The organism is Tsukamurella soli (assembly GCF_039541155.1).
Classification (GTDB): domain Bacteria; phylum Actinomycetota; class Actinomycetes; order Mycobacteriales; family Mycobacteriaceae; genus Tsukamurella; species Tsukamurella soli.
In genome coordinates this window covers 22,772-46,225 of the sequence record NZ_BAABFR010000004.1, presented here as the reverse complement: position 1 = coordinate 46,225, position 23,454 = coordinate 22,772, and the positions used below count along the sequence as shown (strand labels likewise).

General features: G+C 70.3%; 18 protein-coding genes. 11 read left to right on the top strand and 7 right to left on the bottom strand.

The window, feature by feature from the left end:
- The first annotated feature begins 97 nt into the window (after nt 1-97).
- Nucleotides 98-1,507: an aldehyde dehydrogenase family protein gene (locus ABD908_RS02175; RefSeq protein ID WP_344990229.1), complete on the top strand. Its 1,410-nt coding sequence runs from the start codon at nt 98-100 to the stop codon at nt 1,505-1,507.
- A 17-nt stretch (nt 1,508-1,524) separates the two neighbouring features.
- The gene (locus ABD908_RS02170; protein ID WP_344990227.1) at nt 1,525-1,818 is read left to right on the top strand and encodes an EthD family reductase; all 294 of its coding nucleotides are present in this window, start codon (nt 1,525-1,527) and stop codon (nt 1,816-1,818) included.
- An 84-nt stretch (nt 1,819-1,902) separates the two neighbouring features.
- On the opposite strand, the gene ABD908_RS02165 is transcribed toward ABD908_RS02170, so the two are convergent.
- Nucleotides 1,903-4,251 carry an FdhF/YdeP family oxidoreductase gene (locus ABD908_RS02165; protein WP_344990224.1) on the bottom strand — a complete coding sequence of 783 codons (2,349 nt, stop codon included), beginning with the start codon at nt 4,249-4,251 and terminating at the stop codon, nt 1,903-1,905.
- A gap of 338 nt (nt 4,252-4,589) precedes the next feature.
- On the opposite strand from ABD908_RS02165, the gene ABD908_RS02160 reads away from it, so the two are divergent.
- From ABD908_RS02160 to ABD908_RS02140, 5 genes are all read left to right on the top strand, one after another.
- Nucleotides 4,590-5,564 carry an AraC-like ligand-binding domain-containing protein gene (locus ABD908_RS02160; RefSeq protein WP_344990222.1) on the top strand — a complete coding sequence of 325 codons (975 nt, stop codon included), beginning with the start codon at nt 4,590-4,592 and terminating at the stop codon, nt 5,562-5,564.
- 131 nt (nt 5,565-5,695) lie between these two features.
- Nucleotides 5,696-7,636 (top strand): primary-amine oxidase, encoded by a 1,941-nt coding sequence (locus ABD908_RS02155; RefSeq protein ID WP_344990219.1) that lies wholly within the window; start codon nt 5,696-5,698, stop codon nt 7,634-7,636.
- A 54-nt stretch (nt 7,637-7,690) separates the two neighbouring features.
- Nucleotides 7,691-8,515 (top strand): MoaF C-terminal domain-containing protein, encoded by an 825-nt coding sequence (locus ABD908_RS02150; protein WP_344990216.1) that lies wholly within the window; start codon nt 7,691-7,693, stop codon nt 8,513-8,515.
- Nucleotides 8,515-9,990, top strand: a complete 1,476-nt coding sequence (locus ABD908_RS02145; protein WP_344990214.1) for an APC family permease — start codon at nt 8,515-8,517, stop codon at nt 9,988-9,990. Before ABD908_RS02150 ends, ABD908_RS02145 begins: the two co-directional genes overlap by 1 nt.
- Nucleotides 9,987-10,760 carry an SDR family NAD(P)-dependent oxidoreductase gene (locus ABD908_RS02140; RefSeq protein ID WP_344990211.1) on the top strand — a complete coding sequence of 258 codons (774 nt, stop codon included), beginning with the start codon at nt 9,987-9,989 and terminating at the stop codon, nt 10,758-10,760. Before ABD908_RS02145 ends, ABD908_RS02140 begins: the two co-directional genes overlap by 4 nt.
- A 31-nt stretch (nt 10,761-10,791) precedes the next feature.
- Here ABD908_RS02140 and ABD908_RS02135 read toward each other — a convergent pair whose 3' ends face one another.
- The gene (locus ABD908_RS02135; RefSeq protein WP_344990209.1) at nt 10,792-11,586 is read right to left on the bottom strand and encodes a FadR/GntR family transcriptional regulator; all 795 of its coding nucleotides are present in this window, start codon (nt 11,584-11,586) and stop codon (nt 10,792-10,794) included.
- A gap of 176 nt (nt 11,587-11,762) precedes the next feature.
- On the opposite strand from ABD908_RS02135, the gene ABD908_RS02130 reads away from it, so the two are divergent.
- Entirely contained in the window at nt 11,763-13,064 is a 1,302-nt protein-coding gene (locus ABD908_RS02130; RefSeq protein ID WP_344990207.1) for a chloride channel protein, read from the top strand.
- 28 nt (nt 13,065-13,092) lie between these two features.
- Here ABD908_RS02130 and ABD908_RS02125 read toward each other — a convergent pair whose 3' ends face one another.
- The 5 genes from ABD908_RS02125 to ABD908_RS02105 form a co-directional block, all read right to left on the bottom strand.
- A complete protein-coding gene (locus ABD908_RS02125) occupies nt 13,093-14,316 on the bottom strand; it encodes an MFS transporter (RefSeq protein WP_344990205.1) in 1,224 nt (407 codons plus the stop codon).
- Nucleotides 14,313-15,044, bottom strand: coding sequence for a FadR/GntR family transcriptional regulator (locus tag ABD908_RS02120; protein ID WP_344990202.1), 732 nt, complete (start codon nt 15,042-15,044; stop codon nt 14,313-14,315). Before ABD908_RS02120 ends, ABD908_RS02125 begins: the two co-directional genes overlap by 4 nt.
- A gap of 60 nt (nt 15,045-15,104) precedes the next feature.
- The gene (locus ABD908_RS02115) at nt 15,105-16,766 is read right to left on the bottom strand and encodes an amidohydrolase (protein WP_344990200.1); all 1,662 of its coding nucleotides are present in this window, start codon (nt 16,764-16,766) and stop codon (nt 15,105-15,107) included.
- Nucleotides 16,767-16,781: 15 nt separating this feature from the next.
- Nucleotides 16,782-17,993, bottom strand: a complete 1,212-nt coding sequence (locus tag ABD908_RS02110; RefSeq protein WP_344990197.1) for an MFS transporter — start codon at nt 17,991-17,993, stop codon at nt 16,782-16,784.
- A gap of 89 nt (nt 17,994-18,082) precedes the next feature.
- Complete coding sequence (locus ABD908_RS02105) at nt 18,083-19,504, bottom strand: MFS transporter (protein ID WP_344990194.1); 1,422 nt, start codon at nt 19,502-19,504, stop codon at nt 18,083-18,085.
- A gap of 236 nt (nt 19,505-19,740) precedes the next feature.
- Between ABD908_RS02105 and ABD908_RS02100 the strand changes: the two genes are divergently transcribed.
- From ABD908_RS02100 to hpaE, 3 genes are all read left to right on the top strand, one after another.
- Nucleotides 19,741-21,210 (top strand): fumarylacetoacetate hydrolase family protein, encoded by a 1,470-nt coding sequence (locus ABD908_RS02100; protein ID WP_344990192.1) that lies wholly within the window; start codon nt 19,741-19,743, stop codon nt 21,208-21,210.
- Nucleotides 21,207-21,857: a GntR family transcriptional regulator gene (locus ABD908_RS02095; protein ID WP_344990189.1), complete on the top strand. Its 651-nt coding sequence runs from the start codon at nt 21,207-21,209 to the stop codon at nt 21,855-21,857. The genes ABD908_RS02100 and ABD908_RS02095 overlap by 4 nt, the downstream gene beginning before the upstream one ends.
- 63 nt (nt 21,858-21,920) lie before the next feature.
- Complete coding sequence (gene hpaE / locus ABD908_RS02090; RefSeq protein ID WP_344990187.1) at nt 21,921-23,417, top strand: 5-carboxymethyl-2-hydroxymuconate semialdehyde dehydrogenase; 1,497 nt, start codon at nt 21,921-21,923, stop codon at nt 23,415-23,417.
- The last annotated feature ends 37 nt before the right edge of the window (nt 23,418-23,454 follow it).

Here is a 23,454-nt window from a genome sequence, read left to right as displayed (position 1 = left end):
GATGCGCAGTTCCGTGCGCGAATGTCCAACTGTCTGTCCGCGGCGTGGGCGCAGACTGTGTGACACCGGATACACAACGGGAGAATTTGGAGGGTCGATGGAGACCTACGAGAGCCTGCTCGCCGCCATCGTGGCCGAGACCGGCGATGCCAGCACAGATCCCGCGACCGACGAGGTCGTGGGAATCGCCCCGGCGCGGACGCCCGCCGACCTCGACCGCGCGGTGGCCGCCGCGCACGCCGCCCAACCCGCCTGGGAGGCGCTCGGACACGAGAAGCGGTCCGCCCTCCTCATGGACGCCGCCGACGCGGTCGAGCGGTCGGCCGCCGCGCTCGCCGAGCTGATCTCGCGGGAGCAGGGCAAGCCGCTGGGCGGCGGCGCTCCCAGCGCGATGTTCGAGGCCGGCGCGTGTGCGGCCTGGCTACGCGCCACCGCCTCCATCGAGTTGGCGCCCGAGGTCGTGATCGACGACGGCGAGACCTACGCGACCATCGAGTACAAGCCGGTCGGCGTCGTCGGCGCCATCGGACCGTGGAACTGGCCGGCGATGATCGCGATGTGGCAGATCGCGCCTTCGCTGCGGATGGGTAACACAGTGGTGGTCAAGCCCAGCGAGTACACGCCTCTCAGCGTGCTCGCCCTCGGCGCCATCCTCGGCCAGGTACTGCCTGACGGTGTCGTGCAGGTGCTGTCCGGCGGCCGTGAGCTCGGCGCCGCGTTCGCGAGCCACCCCGGCTTCGGCAAGATCATGTTCACCGGCTCGACCGGGACGGGCAAGGCGATCGCCCGGTCGGCGGCCGACCACCTCGCCCGCGTCACGCTCGAGCTCGGCGGCAACGACGCCGGCATCGTCCTGCCCGACGTCGATCCCGCGGCCGTCGCCCCAGGCCTGTTCTGGGGTGCGTTCATCAACACCGGTCAGACCTGCGCTGCGCTCAAGCGGCTGTACGTGCACGAGGACGTGTACGACGCGGTGTGCGACGCGCTCGTCGAGGTCGCCGCCGGCGCCCCTCTCGGCCACGGCGTCGACGACGGCGTCCAGCTCGGTCCGCTCACCACAGCGCAGCAGTTCGGCGTCGTCGACCGCCTGGTCGAGGACGCCAAGAAGTCGGGCGCGCGGATCCTGTTGGGCGGCGACCCCGACCGGGACGCGCCGGGCAACTTCTACCCGGCCACCCTGGTCGCCGACATCGCCGCCGATCGCCCGCTGGTCACCGAGGAGCAGTTCGGTCCCGCACTGCCGATCATCAAGTACCGCGACATCGACAAGGCCGTCGAACAGGCCAACAGCGTCGGCGTCGGGCTGGGTGGCTCCGTCTGGTCCGCCGACCGGGAGAAGGCCCGCGCTGTCGCCGGCCGCATCCAGACCGGCACCGTGTGGATCAACCAGCACGGCGCGGTCCACCCGTTCGTCCCGTTCGGCGGCGTCAAGAACTCCGGCTACGGTGTCGAGTTCGGGGTCGACGGGCTCAAGGCCGTCGCAGTCCCGCAGGTCATCAACGGATAGGACGGTTCATGTACCGCATGTTGGTTCTATACCCCGAACCCACCGATCGCAGAGCGTTCGAGGAGCACTACCGCGCCGTCCACGTGCCGTTGGCGATGAAGCTGCCCGGTCTGCGGGCCGCGCGGTTCAGCCTGGACGTCGTGGCGCCGGCCGGCGCCGGCTACTTCGCACTGTTCGAGGCCGACTTCGACTCCGCCGAGGCCCTGCAGGCCGCCCTGGCCTCGCCGGAGGGTGTCGCCGTCAACCGGGACGTCCCCAATTACGCCACCGGCGGTGTGCAGATCCTCATGTTCGAGGCCGAGGAGCCCTGACCGGACGGCTACCGACGCGGGTGCCCGCAAGCGTCGGTATCGATGGCGGGGTCGCCGCTGGCGTCGAGCGGGCTGAGCGCGGTGTCAGTCGGTGCTGGGACGGACGCGTACCTGGACGTTCTTCATCAGTGGTTGGTCGCTCTGTGTGCTGTAATCGGCGATGCCTATCAGTGCGTTCATCTCCGGCATGTAGCCGGCGGCACTGCCTTTGGGCAGGTCGTAGCGCAGTGCCCGGAACCGACGGACGGTGCGTAACGAGCCGTCTTTCGACGTGGCGGTGATGTCGACGAAGTCGCCTTCGGTGAGGCCGCGGGCGGCCATGTCGGCCTCGTTCAGGAAGATCAGCTCGCGGAGGTTCCTGATGCCCCGGTATCGGTCGTTGTTCGAGTAGATGGTGGTGTTCCACTGGTCGTGCGAGCGCATGGTCTGCAGCACGAGCACGTCGGAGTCGGTGGGGATCACGTCGGGTAGCGGGGCCAGGGAGAACTCGGCTCTGCCGGACGGGGTGAGGAACACCCGCTGCCGGGCGGGTTGCGGGATGCGGAACCCACCGCGCGGCTTGATCAGGTCGTTGAAGCCGTCGAAGCCGGGGAGCACGCGTGCCATGACGTCGCGGATGCGGTCGTAGTCCTCGACGTACCACTGCCACGGGGTCGCGCTGTTCGGAAGGGTGGCGGCGGCGATGCCGGCGATGATGGCGGGCTCGGACAGCAGGTTCGCGGAGGCGGGCCGGCGTTTGCCGACGGAGATGTGCACCATGCTCATCGCGTCTTCGACGGTCACACCCTGTGGGCCGGCGGCGCGCAGGTCCTTCTCGGTGCGGCCGAGGCAGGGCAGGATGACGGCCTTGTGGCCGTGCACCAGATGGCTGCGGTTGAGCTTGGTGCTCACCTGCACGGTGAGCTCGCAGCTGCGCAGCCCGGCGGCGGTGTGGGTGGTGTCGGGGGCGGCCATCACGAAGTCGCCGCCCATGCCGACGAACACCTTCACGCTGCCATCGTGCATGCCTTCGACGGTGGTCACGGTGTCGAGACCATGCTGACGGGGTGAGGTGATGCCGCACACCTCGTCGAGCCTGGCCAGGAACGTCTCGCTCGGCCGGTGGTCGATACCGCAGGTCCGGTTGCCCTGCACGTTGCTGTGCCCACGAACCGGTGACGGGCCCGCGCCGGGGCGGCCGATGTTGCCGCGCAGCAGCAGCAGGTTGACGATCTCGCGGGCCGAGTCGACGCCGTGTTCGTGCTGGGTGACGCCCAGGCACCAGCTGATGATCGTCTTCTCCGACTTCAGGTAGATCTCACCGGCCCGCCGGATCTCGGCCTCGGGCAGGCCGGCCTGCTCGGTGATCTCGGCCCAACTGGTGGCGGCGACCAGCGCTCGGTACGCCTCGAACTCGGCGGTGTAGTCGGTCAGAAACGTCTGGTCGAGGGCGGTCGGATCGGTCTCGGCGGCCTCGAACACGACCGTCGCCATGCCGCGGAGCAACGCCAGGTCACCGCCGGGGCGGACCTGGATGTTCATCTTCGACGTGGCGGTGGCCTTGAACAGGGCCATGTCGACCATCTCGTGCGGCACGATGGTCTTGGTGGAACCGACCTCGACCAGCGGGTTGATGTGCACGACGGTGGCCCCGCGGCGGGTGGCATCGGCGAGCGCGGTGAGCATCCGCGGTGCGTTCGAGGCCGCGTTCACGCCCAGGATGAACAGGGCGTCGGCCTCCTCCCAGTCTGCGAGGTCGCAGGTGCCCTTGCCGGTGCCGATGGACGCGGTCAGCGCGCGGCCCGAGGCCTCGTGGCACATGTTCGAGCAGTCCGGCAGGTTGTTGGTGCCGTACTCGCGGGCCAGCAGCTGGTAGAGGAAGGTGGCCTCGTTGCTCAGGCGGCCCGACGTGTAGAACGACGCCTGGTTCGGGTCGTCCAATGCGCGTAGCTCCGCGCCGATCAGGTCGAACGCGGCCTGCCACGAGATCGGCTCGTAATGGTCGGTGTCCGGGTCGTACACCATGGGCTCGGTGAGACGGCCCTGGTTCTCCAGGTCGTAGTCGGTCCAGTCTGCGAGTTCGGTGACGGAGTGGGTCTGGAAGAACTCCGGCCTGACCCGCTTGGGCGTCATCTCCCACGTGACGTGCTTGACGCCGTTCTCGCAGAAGTCGAGCGTGAGCTTCGTGTCGTCGGGCCAGGCGCAGCCGGGGCAGTCGTACCCCGTGGGGTGGTTCATGACGAACATCGAATGCGTACCGCGGCCCAGCTCGCGCTGCCGGAGCAGGATCCTGCCGACCGACTGCGCGGCGCCCCAGGACGCGGCCGCGTGGTGGTACGGCTTACTAGACCAGGCACCGTCTGTGAGCGGCCCGAAGCCGCCCTGCCGCGGAACGTCGGGCATGAGGCCGGGGACGCGGGTGGAGGTCTGCTTCGGGTCGGGGTCGACGGTCATGGCCGGCTCGCTTTCCGTGCGGAGGGGGCTGGGAGGTAGCTTCAGCGGACAGCGGTCGACGCCTCGACGCAACTGCTAGCGCGGCCCGCGCGGAGGCGCGACCCGCCGCGATCCGGCCCATGCACGCACACCCTACGCGCGGTCGTGGATCTCCACGACGTGTCCGACTGTGTCACCTCCCGGACGATCCGATGAGTCGACGGCCGGTGCAGTCCGCCCCGGTGACCCGTCGTGTCGTCGAAACGCGACCACGTCGCGCCATATCACCGCCCCAGCGGATGCGCGTCGGGGGATCCGTGACGTCTGATCCGGGCGGTTCCAGGCGATAGGCTCGACTGGTGAGTGACGGCCGTCGGGAACAGCACCGGGACATCGGTCTGACTGAATGGCGAACCCTGGTCAGCCGCTCCTTCGTGCCGCTCGACGTGCAGGAGAACGGCGGGGTCGAGTTCCGCGGCAGCCTCACGGTCACAGTGCTCGACGAGATCTGCGTCAACGAGATCGTGGCGACGCCGCACATCGTCCGGCGCACGCCCGAGCTGATCGCGGGGTCCGACGTCGCTTACGTCAAGCTGAGCCTGTCGCTCGAGGGGAGCTGCACGCTCGAACAGGACGGCCGCACCGCGGCGATCGGCCCCGGCGACCTCGCGATCTACGACACGAGCCGTCCCTACCGGCTGGAGTTCGACACCGACAACCACGCCATCGTCATCATGGTGCCGCACCGGCTGATAGACCTGCCGCCCAGCGAGCTCGCCCGACTCACCGCGGTCGTGTTCCCCCGTGACACCGCGCTCGGGCGCGTGGTCAACTCGTTCTTCCTCGATCTCGGTGCCGCGATCCATGGTCTGCGCGAACCGGCGGGCATCCGCCTGCTGCACACGGCGCTCGACCTGCTGGTCACGCTCCTGTCCAGCGAGCTCGTGAAGGGCGAGGCGCTCGATCCCCAACGCAGCCTGGTCCGGTCGATCCGCGAGTACATCGAGGCACGGCTCGGTGACCCCGAGCTGTCGCCGACGTCGATCGCGAAGGCCCACTTCATCTCGACACGACACCTGCACGCGATCTTCTCGACCGAGGGGGTGACCCTCGCGAGCTGGATCCGCGAGCGCCGACTCGAGCACGTCCGACGCGACCTGGTCGACCCGCTGCTCACTGCGCTCCCCATCAACCGAGTGGCCGCGCAGTGGGGGTTTCTCGATGCGGCGCATTTCTCGAAGGCGTTCAAGCAGCGCTTCGGGGCGTCGCCGCGGTCGTATCGGCAGACCGCGCACGGTGCATCTGTTGACAACGAGGCTGCGCAGAAGCACTAACCTCGCGCATCTCCGCCGCCCTACGGTGATCTGCACCACGCCATCACCTTCAGGAGACATCTATGTGCGCGACCCAGAGCAGCCCGTCGAGCTGCTGCAGTTCCGCCGGGCCGAATGTGGGCCGACGCTCGATGTCCCTGGAGGTCACCCACCCCACGGACGGGCTCACCCCGGGCGAGATCTCACGGGTGCGGGAGGTGCTCGACGGTGCCGGACTGCTGGGGCCGACCGTCCGGTTCGCGCAGCAGCTGCTCTGCGAGCCCCCGAAGGACTACCTCGCCGCTTGGCGTCCCGGCGCACCGATCGAGCGGCGGATCTCGACGATCCTGCTGGACACCGCTACCGGGCGCAGCACCGATGCGGTGGTCGCGCTGCCCGCCGGCACAGTCGAGTCGACCACCGCCGTGCCGTCGGACGTGGCGCCGTACGGGCAGCCGCCATACCTGTTCGAGGAGTACGACCGGGTCGACGCGATCGTCAAGGCCGACCCGCAGTGGCGGGAGTCGATGGCGCGCCGGGGTTTCGGCGAGGAGACGATCGCGCTGGCGTTCTGCGCACCGCTGGCCCCCGGCTACTTCGGCCGACCCGACGAGATCGGTCGCCGCGCCATCCGGTCGCTCACCTTCCTGCGGGACACGCCGGACGACAGCCCGTGGGCGCACCCGGTCGAGGGCCTCGTCGTGACCATCGACCTCACGTTCGGCGAGGTGCTGCGAGTCGTCGACGAGCGGATCGTGGACGTCCCCGCCGAGCACGGCAACTACGACGCCGCTGCGGTGGGGCCCGCCCGCACCAGCCTCAAGCCCATCGAGATCACCCAGCCCGAGGGGCCGAGCTTCACCGTCGACGGCAGCGAGGTCCGGTGGGAGAACTGGACGCTGCGGGTCGGCTTCTCCATGCGAGAGGGGCTGGTACTGAACGGGATCGGGTTCGACGACGGCACCGGGACCCGACCGGTGCTGCACCGCGCGAGCGTCCCGGAGATGGTGGTGCCGTACGGCGACACCACCGAGACGCGGTACTGGATCAGCTATTTCGACGCCGGCGAGTACCACCTCGGCAAGAACGCCAACAGCCTGGCGCTGGGCTGCGACTGTGTGGGCCTGATCCACTACTTCGACGCGCACCTCGCGGGCGACGACGGCAACCCCGTGACCATCCCGCAGGCCGTGTGCATGCACGAGGAGGACTACGGGATCCTCTGGAAGCACACCGAACCGGGACGGCCGTCCCGGTCTCGGCGGTCGCGCCGGCTGGTGATCAGCTACTTCGCCACGATCGGCAACTACGACTACGGCTTCTTCTGGTACTTCTACCTCGACGGCACGATCCAGCTCGAGGCCAAGGCCACCGGCATCGTCTTCTGCGGCGCCGAGGAGCCCGGCACCGAGCATCCGCACTCCGCCGAGATCGCACCCGGCCTGTTCGCGCCGGTCCACCAGCACCTGTTCTGCGCCCGCCTGGACGCCGCCGTCGACGGCGGCGCCAACTACGTCGACGAGGTCGACCTGGTGCGCATCCCCACCGGTCCCGACAACCCGCACGGCAACGCCTTCACGTACCGCAAGACACGCGTCACCGAGCCGGGCGGTCGGATGGCCGACAACCTGATGGGCCGCACCTGGCACATCGGCAGCGCCGAGCGCACCAACCGGCTGGGCAAGCCCACCGAGTACCAACTGATCCCGCAGGGCACGCCGGTGCTGCTGGCCGCGGACGACGCTCCCGTCGCCGCCCGGGCCGCGTTCGCCACCAAGCATCTCTGGGTCACCGGCTACGGACGCGACGAGATCTTCCCTGCGGGGATCGCCGTCAACCAACACTCGGGCGGCGCCGGCCTGCCCACCTACGTCGCCGCCCCGGGCGAGGGCAGCGCCGGGGCGGCCGCCGGACCCCGGCAGGTCGACGGTGCCGACATCGTCGTCTGGCACGTGTTCGGCCCCACCCACATCCCACGCCCCGAGGACTGGCCGGTCATGCCCGTCGACTACTCGGGTTTCCTGCTCAAGCCCTACGGCTTCCTCGACCGCAACCCCGCGCTGGACCTGCCCGACACCTCGTCGCCGCACTAGCGCGACCTCCCAGATCCGACCAGTCCGATAACCCGACCCCCTTGAGGAGACCCGGTGACCACGAGTCACGAGCAGTTCATCCCCGTCGCCGCGCTCGGCGACGGCTTCGCGCCCGGCGCGCACGTCCTCGATCCCTCCGACGGCCTGCGCGGCGCCACGCTGACGATCGAATTCGGCCGCGAGACAGTGGAGCTCGAGATCGGCGACCAGCGCGCCGGCTGGACCGGCGCCGAGGCCGCGACGGACGTCCCGGTGCGGATCACCTCCGTTCGGCCCGGCGTCTACTTCGTCGACCGCGCCATCACCGAGGACGAGGGCCGCGTCGCGTCGCTGACCTTCGTGGTCGACGTCGAGCGCGGGCAGGCCACCCGCGTGATCGGGCATCTGCCCACCGCGGCGGAGGCGGCCGAGAGCGCGTACACCCGCGTGCGGCGCGGCGACGAGCCCACGCTCGTGACCGCCCGGGTCGACCACGGCACCGTCGTCGCCCCCGCGCCCAGCTCGCCCGGGCAGGCCCACCAGCCGACCGACGAGCTCGTCGGGCTCCGCAATCGGTACACCTACTCGCCCAACGAGCAGTACGAGCACGTGTACTTCACGCCCACCCTGTACGCGTGGCACTGCATCAAGGGCGTGGAGCGCGACCTGGCCGACGTCGACGCCTGCCGCGCGTACAAGATCCGCGGGGACCTCTACCTGTTCCCCTGGCGGGAGAAGATCGTTCCCACGCTGGGCCTGATCCTGATCGACCTGCAGCAGATGCGGACCGACGGGAAGATCTACGGCTTCGGCGGATTCGACGGCGCGACCGTCGCCAACTTCCCCGTCGGCGCCCTCGCCGAGATCCTGAACCGCACCGAGCACGAGACGGGCGAGTGATGACCACTCCTGACAGCGGCCTGCAGCGCGGATCGCTCGGCGTCGGCGCGATCGTGTTCCTCGTGCTGGCCGCGGTCGCGCCCCTGACCGGCATGATCGTGGTGGCCGGGATCGGTATCGCGATCGGCACCGGCGGCGGCACACCGATCATGTACGTCGCGGCGACGATCGTGTTCCTGCTGTTCGCGGCCGGGTACGCGCAGATGGCCAAGACCATCGTCAACGCCGGCGGGTTCTACGTGTACGTCGTGCGTGGGCTCGGCCGCACGGCCGGGCTCGTGGCCGCCGGCGTCGCGCTCGTCGGCTACAACTGCTTCGTCGTCGGCGCAATCGGTACCAGCGGCTTCTTCACCGGCAGCATCATCGAGAGCCTGACGGGGCTGCACTCGCCGTGGTGGGTCTGGAGCCTGATCTCGGTGGTGCTGGCGTGGCTGCTCACCCGCAGCGGAATCGACTTCTCCACCAAGGTGCTCGCGGTGTCGCTGACGCTCGAGGTGGCGATCATCGTCGCCCTGGACATCGCGGTCCTGGTGCGGCACGGCTACAGCATGCACATTTTCGATCCGAAGGTGATCACGGGTGGATCGATCGGGCTGGGGCTGCTGTTCGCGGCGACGGCGTTCGTCGGGTTCGAGGCCACCGGCCTGTTCAGCGAGGAGGCGCGCGACCCGCGCCGCACCATCCCGCGGGCGACGTACCTGGCACTGATCGTGCTGGGTGCCATCGGCGCCATCACGACGTGGGCGATCGTCTCCGCGGTCGGCGTGGCGCAGGCGGGCGACGTGGGCAAGGCGCACCTCTCGGCCGGCGACCTGGTCTTCTTCGTGTCGGAGCAGAACCTCGGCCACTGGCCCACCGTCCTGATGCAGGTGCTGCTACTGGTGAGCCTGTTCGCGGCGCTGCTCGCGCTGCACAACGCCGCCACCCGCTACCTGTTCGCGCTCGGGCGCGTCGGCGTTCTGCCGGCTGCGCTCGCGCGGACCCGGGCCACGACCGGCGCGCCCGTCGTGGCCTCGACCGTCCAGCTCGGTGTCGCCACCGTCGTCGCCCTGATCTTCGCCGTGATCGGCGCGGACCCGGCCACCACGCTGGTGCCGGCGTTCGTGGGGATCGGGACGCTCGGCATCGTCACCCTGCAGGCACTCGCGGCGACGGCCGTCGTGGTCCACTTCCGCCGCGCCAAGAGCACCCAGTACCTGACCACGCTGATTCTGCCGGGACTCGGCGGCATCGGGCTGTGGGTCGCGACGGTGCTGGCGTTCGCCAACTTCCCCGCGATGGCGGGCAGCGACAGCCCGATGATCGGCAAGCTGCCGTGGCTGATCCCGATCGCCGTCGTGATCGCGCTCGTCGCCGCGTACACCCTGAAGCGGCGGCGGCCCGCGGTGTGGGCGGCGCTCGAACAGGATCTCGACCGTGCCGAGGAGTTGCCGGGCTACGGTGCGATCGCGGACCGGCTGGGAGTCGAACTGTGAGTGTGTATCTCGTGACCGGTGGTGGCACCGGTATCGGCGCCGCCATCGTCGCGCGCCTGGTGCGCGGCGGCCACACCGTGATCGCGTGCGGCCGGCGACCGGGCCCCCTCGACGAGGCGGCCGCCGCGACGGGCTGCGAGACGGCCGTCATGGACGCCGCCGACGGTGCCGCGGTGCGCGGCGTGGTCGCGGACGTGCTGGCCCGGCACGGGCGGATCGACGGCGTGGTGGCGAATGCCGGCGGGCACGGCTACAGCGACGTCGGCGCGACCGACGACGCGGCCTGGCGCAGCTCGTTGCAGGCGAACCTCGACACCGCGTTCGTCACGGCGCGGGAGTCGCTTCCGGCGCTGCGGGCGTCCGGCGGGGCGATCTGCATCATCTCCTCCCTCGCGGGGCTGCGGGCCGCGCCCGAGACCGCGGGGTACACCGTCGGCAAGCATGCGCTGATCGGCCTGATGCGCTCGCTTGCAAGGGATTACGGCCAGTTCGGTGTTCGAACGAATGCCGTGTGTCCGGGGTGGGTACGCACCCCGATGGCCGACGCCGAGATGGCGCAGCTGGTGTCCGACGGCGCCGCCGCCGACGTCGAGGCTGCGTACGGCGTGGTCACGAAGGACGTCCCCCTCCGACGGCCCGCCGACCCCGCGGAGATCGCCGGTGTGGTCGCTTTCCTGATGGGACCGGACGCGACCTACATCAACGGTGCGTCCATCGTGGTGGACGGCGGCTCGCACATCGTGGACGTCCCGACGCTCGCCTTCGGCTGAGCCCGGGAGCCCGCCCGGCGCCGATCGTGCTTCAGGTCGGCGCCGGCCGGGCGCTTCCGTGGTCGTCTCCATTGGCGGGCGCATTGCGAATCGTGGACGCCGCAGGTGCGGGAGCCGTGAGCGGCTCGATCGCCGCGAGCACGTCCGTCAGGTGGTCGTGCATCGCGGCGCCGGCGCCCGCGGCGTCGCGGCGCGCGATCGCGTCATAGATCCGACGGTGCGCGGCGACGGATTCCCGCATCCGGCGCTCCGTCTGGAAGGCCACCTGGCGGGTGGGCGCCATCCACGCGTCGGTCTCGGCGATGAGCCGTTCGAGCATCGGGTTGTATGTCACCTTGGCGATCGCCAGATGGAACAACACGTCATAGCGTTGCAGCGTGTCCCGCTCCATGGGCCGTACCAGCAGCGCCGCCTCGGCCGCCTCCAGCGGGTCGCGCAGCAGATGCAGCTGGGCGACCCGGTGGCGCATGGCGGCACGCTCCGCGATCGGCGGCTCGACCACGGACCGCAGATCCATCACCTCGCGGATCGCCCGCTGGTCCTGCGTCATCACCCCGAAGATGCTGCCGTCGCGTTCGCGCTCACCGGGCGGCGCCACGATCCGTCCGCTCCGCGGCCGGCGGATGAGGTAGCCGCGTAACTCCAGATCCTGGAGCGCCTGCCGCACCGAGATCCGCGACGCGCCCAGCAGGGTCATCAGCGCGCGCTCGCTGGGCAGGTGCGCGCCTGGCGGGACCCGGCCGGAGTCGATCATCGCGGCGATCTGCGCAGACAGACGCTCGGGGATGGACTCCCCGGTGATGTCGATCCCGCTCCACACCGACACATGCGCTCCTCTGGTCTTACCAGAGGACCAGAAACTGCCTTTGATCTGTCACATCTGCTTGCATATCTGGTCCTACCAGAGAGAATCATAGCTGTCGCCGCGTGAGCGCGCGACGTGTTTCCCAGCCTGCCCGCGGCCGAGCCGCCGTCGTGCCGGCAGCGTCCTGAAAGGCCCCGATGAACCCCCCGCAACCCGTTCCCGTCGTCCGGACACCGCCTGACCGCGCGCCCCGGTGGCTACGGCCTGCACTGCCGGATGCGCGCGGGGCGTGCGCGGTCGTCCTCGTCGGGGTCGCGGGCGGTATCGGCGGAGCGATCGCCTTCACTGTCCTGCACGCGGTGCAACTCGCGGTGTTCGGGTTCGCCTGGCAGACCCCGCTGGAGGCGGCGGATCTCACGGCGCGGTGGGCGCGGTTCGGGACGCTGGTCGCGGCCGGTGTCGTGGCGTCGTTCGCGTGGTGGGCGGTACGGCGGCGGGGTTCGGCGCTGGTGAGCGTGGAAGCAGCCGTCGCGGGTGAGCGGATGCCCTTCGTCTCGACTCTCGTCAACGCGGTGATCCAGATCGTGGCGGTGGCCCTCGGAGCGTCCATCGGCAAGGAGGTCGCTCCGCGGGAGATCGGCGGGCTGCTGTCCCAGACGATCACCCGGGGGCTGGGGCTGAATGCTCGCCGGACGCGCACCCTGGTCGCTTGCGGCGCGGCTGCCGGCCTGGCGGCCATCTACCACGCGCCCCTGGGCGGGGCGGTCTTCGCCGTGGAGGTGCTGATCGGCGAGATCGCCCTCGGCACCGTCGTCCCCGCCCTGGCGGCCAGCGCGATCGCGACCCTCGTCGCGCAGGTGCTCGTGCACACTGCGCATCCGTTCGCCGTCCCGCAGTCGTCGGTCTCCCCCGCGCTGATCGTGTGGTCGATCGTCGCCGGTCCCGTATTCGGCGTAGGCGGGCTGGGGTTCTTGTGGCTGACCAAGCGAGCGCGCACGGTGACACCGAACGGTCGGCGGCTGCTGCTCGTGATGCCGGCCACGTTCGCCGCGGTGGGTGCGGTCGGGATGATCGCGCCGCAGATCCTGGGCAACGGCATCGCGCTCGGCGAGTATTCGTTCCACCTTCCGTCATCGGTCACGACATCCGTGGTAGCACTGCTCGGCGTCGGTGCTCTGGGGGTGGTGAAGGGCTTGGCCACCTCGGCCAGCCTGGGGTCGGGGGCCGTCGGCGGCACCCTCATGCCGTCGATCGCCATGGGGGCCGCCCTCGGTGCCTGTCTCGGCGGGTTGTGGACTCTGCTGTGGCCGGGTTCCGCGGTCGCGGCGTATGCGGTGCTCGGGGCCACCGCGTTCCTCGCCACCACATCGGGTGCGCCGCTCACCGCTGTGGTGCTGGTCGCGGAGCTGACCGGGCAGCCGGCGCTGGTCGTGCCCGCGGTGCTCGTCGTGGCGGGCGCGATAGTCGTCAGACGCCGGCTCGACCTGCCGCGGCGGTAGCGCGCGGACGCCGTCCGGCGCCGGGTCGTCACGCCAGGGTGCGGTCGCGGGTCGCCAGAATGCCGGCGACGAACTCCACTGCGAGCAGCACCAGCAGCGCGATCAGCGGGACCGTCCACGTCGCCGCGGCGTCATGCAGGGCACCGATCAACGTCGGACCGGCCGCCGCGAGCAGATAGCCGACGGACTGCGCCATGCCCGACAACGCCGCCGCCGAGCCGTGGTGGCCGGTGCGGAGCGTGAACAGGGCCAGGGCGATCACGATGATCCCGCCGATCGCGGTGCCGAGGAGCGCGTTCCACGCCAACGCGGCTCCGGGCAGTGTCAGTTGCCCGACCACCGCGACGGCCACCATGGGCACCAGCAGCAGGATCGCCGGGCGCTGGTCCTTCGGGAGCCGGTGCAACAGCGCCGTCGCCAGTAGGCTGCCGCCGATCGAGAACACCTGCATGATGCCCTGGTGCAGCCCCGCCCGCGCCGCGGACGTCCCGTGTGCCTCCTCGATCGTGGGCCACCAGGTCAGGACGGTGTAGTAGAACAGCGACTGCGATCCCATGAAGACGGTCACCTGCCAGCCGAGCGCCGAGCGCCACGGCGACGACTGCCCCGCCGGATGTGACTGCGGCGCGGCCGCTACGTCCTGCCGGCTCGTCGCGCGGGTACGCAGCTGGGGTAGGAAACCGCCGAGTGCGATCAGCGCGAGCCCGGCCCACACGCCGAAGGCGAGCCGCCACCCGTGATCCGTCACTCCGGCCAGGGGCACTGCCACCGCCGATGCCGCCGCGGCGGTCGCGGACTGCACGGCCGAGTAGACACCGGTGAGGCGGGTCGCCTCGTGCGGGAGGTCGCGTTTGAGCAGCGCTGGAAGCAGGACGTTCATCGTGGCGATCGCGATGCCGAGGCCCGCCGTGCCGATCCACAGCGCGGGCCCCCAGGGCACCGACCGGAGGACGATCGCGGCCGCCAGCAGGGCGAGTGACGCGCCGAGGGCACGCTCCATGCCCCAGCGAGCGGCGATGTAGGGGACCACGGGCGAGCACACCGCGAAGCACAGCAGCGGCAGGCCGATCAGTGCGGACACCGCCGTCGACGGCAGGTGCAGGTCGGTCTTGACCTCCCCGAGCAGCGGCCCGACGACGGTGATCCCAGCTCGCAGGTTGGCGGCGACGAGGAGGATCCCGGCGATGACCAGGCCCCGTCGGGCGATCGGTTCCGCCCGGCTGCCGTCGGTATCCACGGCGGTCTTCGTCATAGGTGCGCGCTCCCGTTCGCGTCGTCGTTGCGGAGAAACAGCTCGCGTCCGAACCGGATCAGGCGGATCACGGCCGCCTGCGCCGCATCGGGATCGCCGTCCCGGACGGCCGCCAGCAGGAGCCGATGGGAATCGTCGCGCTGCCACGGTTCCCGGAACAGTCGCAGTGCCTCGTCCTCGGGCACGCCGGCCGGCACGGCGAGGGTGTCGCTGCGTTCGAGGCTGCGGTACATGTCGGCGATCAACCGGTTGCCGCTCGCGGCGAACATCTCGAGGTGGAACTCGCGATCGGCGGCGATCGCATCGGCGAGCGATCCGGCGGCGTCGCGGCGATCGAGGGCCCGCGCCATCCGGTCCACGACGCCCGGTGGGGCGTGTTCGGCCGCCGACCGTGCGGCGTACAGCTCGAGCGCCTCGCGCGCCTCGAACACCTCGAGCGCGTCCTCCGCGGTGGCGCGGCGGGCCAACGCGACCTCGAGCGCACTCGTCGCCACCACATAGGTGCCATCGCCCGGTCGCGCCTCGAGCAGTCCGGCGTGCACCAGGCCGCGCACTGCCTCTCGGACCGTGTTGCGGCTGACCCGCAGTTGCGCCACCAACTCGTGCTCACCGGGGATCCTGCGGCCCACCGGCCACTCGCCCGACTCGATCCGGTGCCGCAGTTGATCGGCGATCTGCGTGGAGAGCGGCACCGCACGGGCGGCGGGCGTCAGCTGTTGGTCGGGCACGCCGTCAAATGTAGGACATTGGGATGTGTCGGCCAACCCGCCGGCGGGGTGACCTACATCTCAGGGGGCCGTGAAGACCGGCTCGCCGGCGAACCACGTCTGTCGGGCATGGATCTGCGGCACCTGCTCGATGTCGACCGCGTGCGGGTCGGCGGACAGCACCACGAAGTCGGCCGACTTCCCCACGGCGAGGGAGCCGGTCACGTCGTCGATGCCCAGCGCTCGGGCGGAGTCCACGGTGTACGCCCGGATCGCCTCGTCGAGGGTGATCGCCTGCTCGGCCCACAACTCGCCCGGGAACTCCCCCGTCGGATCGCGGCGGGTCACCAGCCCGTAGATCGCGCCCCAGATATCGGGCGACACGGCGACGGGCCAGTCCGATCCGCCGATGACGGTGGCGCCCGCGTCGAGCAGAGCGCGGTTGGGCTGCATGCGCTCCCCGCGTCCATCGGGCAGGACGGATTCGTTGGCGGCGGCGATCACGCCGGGGAACCAGAGTGCGGGCGAGATCTCTGCCACGACACCGAGCTCCCGGAACCGGGGGATGTCCTCGGGCAGCACGAACTGGCCGTGTGCCACGTGGTACAGCACGTCGGTGAAGCCCGCCGCGCGCACCCGGCCGACGGCATCGAGCACCATGTGGACCGAGGCGTCGCCGGTGCAGTGGATCTTGGCGCCGATCCCGCGCTTCGCGGTCGACAGCAGCCACCCGTCGAGCTCGTCCTGCGACATGGTCGGTTCGCCGCAGTGCGTGCATCCGTGCGGATCCGGCAGGTAGGGCTGCGTGAAAGCGGCTGTCCGGGAGGGTGGCACGCCGTCGAGGAAGATCTTGATGAACGTGGGTCGGTGGTGCTGCGACGCCGCGGCGGCCCGCTCGGAGATGATGCCCTCGCCGAGCGGTGACACGCCGAAGATGAAGTCGTTCGCCAGCATGCTGGTGACGACCCACGCGGCCAGTTCGCCGCGGTCGTCGAGCGACTTCAGACCGCGCAGCAGCGCGGCGGACGCGGCCGCGTCCTGGAATGCCGTGACGCCGTAGGTGTGGAGGATCTCGATGCCGCGCCGGCTCGCGGCGGCGAGCATCTTGTCGGTGATCGGCTGGGCGGCCGCGAGGGCATGCTCGACGAGCGTCCCAGCGGCCTCGATGAGGACACCCGTCGGGGTACCGTCGAGCGCGCGCCGGATCTCGCCGCCGGCCGGATCGGCAGTGGCGGAGTCGATTCCGGCAGCGCGCAGCGCGGCCGGGCTGGCCCACCGGTTGTGCTTGGTGTCGTCGCGCAGCATCACCGCCCGTCCGCCGGCCGCGGCGTCGAGCCGGGCCAGAGTGGCCGCCGAGTCCAGTTCACCGAGGAGGCCCGAGCCCCACGAGCCGCCGACCAGCCACGCGCCGGGTGCTGCGCTGGCGGCGCGGGTGGACACCGCCTCCAGCACCTCGTCGAGCGGCGCGGTGGGTGGGATCTCGAACTCGTACAGCTCCGTCTGCCCGGCGAGCCAGTGGTGGTTGTGCGCGTCGATCAGGCCGGGCATGACGTACGCGCCTCGCAGGTCGACGGTGTCGGCACCGTCGGCGAGCGCCCGCGCCGCGGCGCCGTGCGCGACCACCCGGCCGTCGCGGAGCGCGAGCGCGTCGGTTCTGCCGATACCGTCGGCGAGCGTGTCGATCACCCCGCCGAGCAGGACGACGTCGGCGGACGAGGATGTTGCGGATCGGCTGTCGGACATGTGATCTCCGTCGGTTCAGGCGTGGTCGAGGACGAGCCGGCCGCCGCACAGCACCACGGCGAGCACGAGGGCCACCAGCAGCAGAACGGCGTCCACGACGATCATCGTGGTGAAGTCACCGCTGTTGGACAGGACTCCGGCGAGGATCGGGCCGAGCGCGAAGCCGCCGCCGATCATCAGGTTGGCCGTGTTCATGGTGTGGCTGCCACCGGGCAGCGCCGCCAGTCCGGACAGCAGGTACGGGAGCACGAACGTCCACGCGAACTTGAACAGCACCGCGGCCACCAGGAACTGCACGAGTCCCGGACCGCCGAGCAGTAGCGCGACAGCCGCGGCCATCACCGCGAGGCCGCCCACCAGGTACAGACCGCGCAGCCGGCTCTCTCCGAGGAGCGTCGCGACCAGCGCCGACGCGATGCCCGCGCCGGTCGCGACCGAGAGCACGATGCTGGTGGAGCCCGCGGCGTTGCCGGCGTGTGCGGAGATCTTGCCCATGAACGTCCACACGCCCGAGAGCGCGACGTAGAAGCAGAACAGCGCCGCCAGGCCGGCCGCGAAGCGGATCACCGGCCGCTTGGCCGCCGGGGTGTCCGCACCGGGCGGTGTGGCACCGTCGTCGGTCGGGTACAACTCGATCCCCCGGAGCAGCCGCGCGGCGGGAAGACACAGCGCCGTCAGGACCGCCAACGTCCAATAGACGGGCGCCACACCGTGGCCGGCGTAGATCGAGGGGAACACGGCGAGGATCAGCGCGCCCATCACCAGCTGTGCCACGACGAACATCCCGAACGCGCGCCCGGGATCCGAGGTCCGCCGCGGCAGGGTCAGCAGGATGACGGTGATCGAGCCGGCGGCGAGCGAAGTGACGATGCGGACCACGATCAGCACGCCGAAGCTGGGCGCGAAGCCCGACACGAGGTGGCCCAACGCCACGATCGCGGTGCAGACGGTGACCGCGCGGACCGGGGAGACCCGGGTGAGCCACAGGTACGCGGGCACCGTCGCGAGGCTGAACGCCCCCAACTCGCACGAGAACAGGGCGCCCACCTGGGTCGAGTCGAGATGGAAGCGGTCGGTCAGCGGGCCTGCGATCACGGGGGCGATGAGCAGCACTGTGTAGAGCACCGCGGAGTACAGACCGATGAACGTCAGGATGCGCCGATCGGAGCCGGGCGTGGAGGAATCGGTGACCGCGGTATGCGGTAGTGCGGGCGTGGATTCGATCATGTGGGTGCTTCCGATCGGCGGGCCTGGGCTGCGGGCCGGCGCGGATAAGTGGGACGGGACACAGAGTCCCATCGAATGTGACGCGAACTCTAGGACGCGCGTGCGTCGTCGTTGTCGATCCGCGCGGGACCGGCGGACTTCTTCCGGCCCGTCCAGTCGTCCCACCCGCCGGACTTCTCGAACTCGATGCCGAGCGGGATGTCTCGCCGCTCGGGCAGGAGGAACGTCGCCAGGACGCCGAGGATCACCATCACCATCAGGTAGGGCACGATCGCCGTGGTCGTGTGGAACCGCTCCACCAGGATCTGCGCGACCGTGGGCGCGAATGCGCCGCCCACGATGGCGCCCAGCGCGTACGAGATCGACACGCCGGAGAACCGCACCGACGCCGGGAACGTCTCGGCATACCACACCGCCTGCGGCCCGTAGGTCAGGCCGAGGCCGAGGGCGACCAGGCACACACCCAGCAGCAGTGGGCCGAGACCGGATCGGACGAGCGAGAACAGGGGGACGACGGTGACGGCCAGGACGAGCCAGCCGAGGAGGAACGTGCGCTTCCGGCCGATGCGGTCCGCGAGGTAGCCCGATGCCAGAGTCGAGAGGAACCAGACGACACCGGCCGCCACCACGGCGAGTTGCACGCCTACGGGGTCGAATCCGTAGCCGCCCTTGTTGATCGGCGTGGAGGCGAGGCCCTGGATGTAGCCGCCCGTGACCATGTAACCCACGGCGTTGTTGCCCGCGAACAGCAGGACCGACAGCACCACCAGCATGCCGAACCGGCGGAAGACCGTGGCGATCGGCGCCGACTCGCGCTCGGCGTGCTCCCGGATCTCGAGGAACACGGGTGACTCGTCGACCGACCTGCGCACGAGGTACCCGACCGCGATCAGCAACGCGGACAACAGGAACGGGATACGCCAGCCCCACGAGTCGAACGCGTCGCCGGGAGCGATCGCGCGCATCAGCGCCAGCACGCCGGACGCGAGCAACATCCCGAGCGGCACCCCGAGCTGCGGGAACGCGCCGTACAGCCCACGGCGCCCGATAGGGGCGTGCTCGACGGACATCAGCACGGCGCCACCCCATTCGCCGCCGGCCGAGACGCCCTGCAGGATGCGCAGGGCGATGAGTGCGAAGGGGGCGAAGTAGCCGGCCTGCTCGAACGTGGGCAGGCAGCCCACCAGGGTGGTGGCGGCGCCCATCACGACGAGGGTGATCACCAGCATCGGCCGGCGGCCGATGCGGTCGCCGAAGTGACCGGCGAGGAACGCGCCGACCGGCCGGAACAGGAACGACAGGCCGATGGTGAGCAGCGACAGGATCTGCTGCATGCCCTGCCCTGCGGGTTCGAAGAACAGGTGCGCGAACACCAGGTTGGCCGCGAACGCGTAGATGAAGAAGTCGTACCACTCCACGGTGGTGCCGATGATCGTGGCGAACACGACGCGGCGCTGCTCGCCGACGTGATAGGCGGGGCCGGCTTGTGCCGGGCGGCTTACGGGGTTCACGGGTGCCCTTCGGATAGGTGCGGGGGGTGAGAGGGAATGTGTCGCGGAACACGCTATCTATTTTCATATACGATCAGGCGGGCATTTCGCAAGACCCGCGGACGTCGGTGTGATGCGATTATCCGCAGGTAGAATGTGGTTCATGGGAGGATGTCCGCGGCTGAGGCGAAGTTCGTCGTGTGGCGCGTCACAGGAACCCTTGACAGTGATGCGGGGTGATCGTATACGATTCGATCATGACGCAGACCACACCGAATCCGGACGCCCGCGCCGCCTGGGACCTGCTCGGTAGACGCCCCGGCACGGTCTTCGCGATGCACATCGGCTACGCCGCCCGCGCCGCTCAGAAGGGCCGTACCCCCGAGGCTCCCGGATACTTTCTGAAGCCCGCCACCTCGCTGAGCGCCGGCCGCGCCGTCGAACTCCCCGCGGGTGCCGAGATACTGGGTTTCGAGGGCGAGATCGCGCTCGTGATCGGCACCGGCGGCCGCCACATCGCCGAGGCCGACGCGTGGTCGCACGTGGCGTCCGTCACGGCGGCGAACGATCTGGGCGCCTTCGACTTCCGCTGGGCCGATAAGGGCGCCAATGTTCGCTCCAAGGGCGGTGACGGGTTCACCCCCATCGGCCCCGCGCTCCTGCCCGCAGCGGAGCTCGACCCCTTCGCCATCGAGATCACCACCTACCTCAACGGCGAAGCGGTACAACACGACACGACGGACACACTGCTGTTCTCCCTGCCGCAGATCGTCTCCGACCTGTCCCAGCTGATCACCCTCGAGCCGGGCGACGTGATCCTCACCGGTACCCCCGCGGGAGCCTCGGTCTTCGCGCCCGGCGACACCGTCGAGGTCGAGGTCGTCGCGGGCGGCCGCAGCACCGGGCGACTCGCCACGACCGCGGTGCAGGGCTCCGTTCCCGTCGCCGCCTACAGCGCGCAGCCGAAGGCGACGCCGGAGCAGTGGGCGGACGCGTCCGGGCGGCCCGCGCCGGCGCCGGAGCCCGTGCTCACCGACGACCTGAAGAGGCAGCTGAACTCCGTTGCGCTCGCGACGCTCTCGTCGCTACTGCGGGCCCGCGGCCTCAACAACGTGTCGATCGACGGGCTGCGGTCCACCAAGCCCGGCCAACGCCTCGTCGGCACCGCGCGCACGCTGCGCTACGTGCCGAACCGGGAGGACCTGTTCAAGAGCCACGGCGGCGGCTACAACGCGCAGAAGCGGCTGTTCGACTCGCTCGGCGAGGGCGACGTGGTGGTGATCGACGCACGCGGCGTCACCGATGCCGGCACCCTGGGCGACATCCTCGCGCTGCGCGCCGAGCACCTGGGTGCCACCGGCCTGATCACCGACGGCGCAGTCCGCGACCTCGACGTGGTGGCCGCGATCGACATCGTGACGTACCACGGCGGTGGGCACCCCGCGGTGCTCGGCCGGCGGCACGTCCCGTGGGGTGTCGACGAGACCGTCGCGTGCGGCGGCGCCACCGTGCAGCCCGGCGACATCATCGTGGGCGACGGTGACGGCCTGCTCGTCATCCCACCCCGCCTCGCCGCTGAGATCGCCGCCGAGGCCATCTCGAAGGAGGCCGAGGAGGAGTACGTCGCCGAGCAGGTCCGCGCGGGTCACCCGGTGGACGGGCTGTTCCCGATGAACAAGGAGTGGCGCGCGAGATACGCAGCCGCCAAGGCCGGGAGCGGGTCGTGAACGTTCAGCTCAGCAAGTCTCAGCGGGCGTACGACCTGTTGCGCAGCCGGATCGGCGACGGCACGTACGGCCCCGGCTACCGGCTGGTGCTCGACCGGATAGCGCGCGAAGCCGAGGTCAGTGTCGTGCCGGTCCGCGAGGCGGTGCGCCGGCTCGAGGCCGAGGGGCTCGTGACCTTCGAGCGCAACGTGGGCGCGCGGGTCGCCGAGATCGACCCGCAGGAGTATCACGACACGACCGAGACGATGTCGGTCGTCGAGGGCGCCGCGGTGGCACTCGCCGCTCCCCTGCTGACCGTCTCGGAGATCACGGCTGCGCGGAACATCAACGGGCAACTGCGCCGCAGCCTCGACGACTTCGACCCGGTGCGGTTCACCGCGCAGAACGAGGCGTTCCACCGGGCGCTGACCGACGCCTGCCCCAACTCCCACCTCGTGGGCCTCGTGGATCGGTGCTGGCAGCGCCTGTCCCAGCTGCGATCGTCGACGTTCGCGTTCGTGCCCGGCCGCGCCGCCCCGTCGGTCGACGAGCACGAGCAGATCCTGCAGATGATCGAGCGGGGCGACGACCAGCGCGACATCGAACTCGCCGTGCGCGCCCACCGGCTCGCGACGCCGCACGCCTACCTCCATCGCCCGGGCGCCTGACCCGATCCTCTCAACCAGCTTCACTCACTTATGCGGCATCACCGAAAACAGAAGGAGCAGCGAATGACTCGCGTCCCGACCAACCTACCCGAGCACATCCAGCACTACATCGGCGGCAAGCGCGTCGACTCGATCGGCGGCGAGCGCTTCGACGTCCTCGACCCCGTCACCAACGAGGTGTACACCACCGCAGCGGCCGGGCAGAAGGCCGACGTGGACGCGGCCGTCGCGGCCGCACGGGAGGCGTTCGTCTCCGGTCCGTGGCCTCGGATGAAGAACCGCGAGCGCGCCCGGATCCTGAACCGGATCGCGGACATCGTCGAGTCCCGCGACAGCGAGCTGGCCGCGTTCGAGTCCTACGACTCGGGCCTACCCATCACCCAGGCCAAGGGGCAGGCGCAGCGCGCCGCCGAGAACTTCCGGTTCTTCGCCGACCTGATCGTGGCGCAGCGCGACGACACCTACAAGGTGCCCGGCGCGCAGATCAACTACGTCAACCGTAAGCCCAAGGGCGTCGCGGGCCTGATCACGCCGTGGAACACGCCGTTCATGCTCGAGTCGTGGAAGCTCGGCCCGTCGCTGGCCTCCGGTTGCACCGTGGTGCTCAAGCCGGCCGAGTTCACGCCGCTCTCGGCGTCGCTGTGGGCCGGCATCTTCGAGGAGGCCGACCTGCCGACCGGCGTGTTCAACCTGGTCAACGGGTTCGGTGAGGACGCCGGCGACGCACTGGTCAAGCACCCCGACGTGCCGATCATCTCGTTCACCGGTGAGTCGAAGACCGGGCAGCTGATCTTCTCGAACTGCGCACCCGACCTGAAGGCGATGTCGATGGAACTCGGCGGCAAGTCGCCGGCCGTCGTGTTCGCCGACGCAGACCTGGACAAGGCGATCGACTCCACGCTGTTCGGCGTGTTCAGCCTCAACGGCGAGCGCTGCACCGCCGGCAGCCGGATCCTGGTGGAGCGCAGCATCTACGACGAGTTCGTCGAGCGGTACGCGGCCCGCGCCCGCAAGATCCGGGTCGGCGACCCGTCCGACCCGAAGACCGAGGTGGGCTCGCTGGTGCACCCCGAGCACTTCCAGAAGGTCATGTCGTACATCGAGATCGGCAAGGGCGAGGGGCGGCTGCTGGCGGGCGGCGGTCAGCCGGCGGGCCTGGAGACGGGGAACTTCGTGGCACCCACCGTGTTCGCCGACGTCTCCCCCGACGCCCGGATCTTCCAGGAGGAGATCTTCGGCCCGGTCGTGGCGATCACCCCGTTCGAGGGTGACGAGCAGGCCCTCGAGCTGGCCAACAACACGAAGTACGGCCTGGCCGCGTACATCTGGACCAGCAAGCTGGAGCGGGCCCACCTGTTCGCGCAGTCCGTCGAGTCCGGCATGGTGTGGCTCAACAGCCACAACGTCCGTGATCTGCGCTCCCCGTTCGGGGGCGTGAAGGCGTCCGGCCTCGGGCACGAGGGCGGCTACCGCAGCCTCGACTTCTACAGCGACCAGCAGGCCGTGCACATCACCCTCGGCGACGTGCACACGGCGCGGTTCGGGTGCAGCGAAGAATGAGCGGAGCCCGCAACCGTGCCCAGTCGAGCACGGCGCG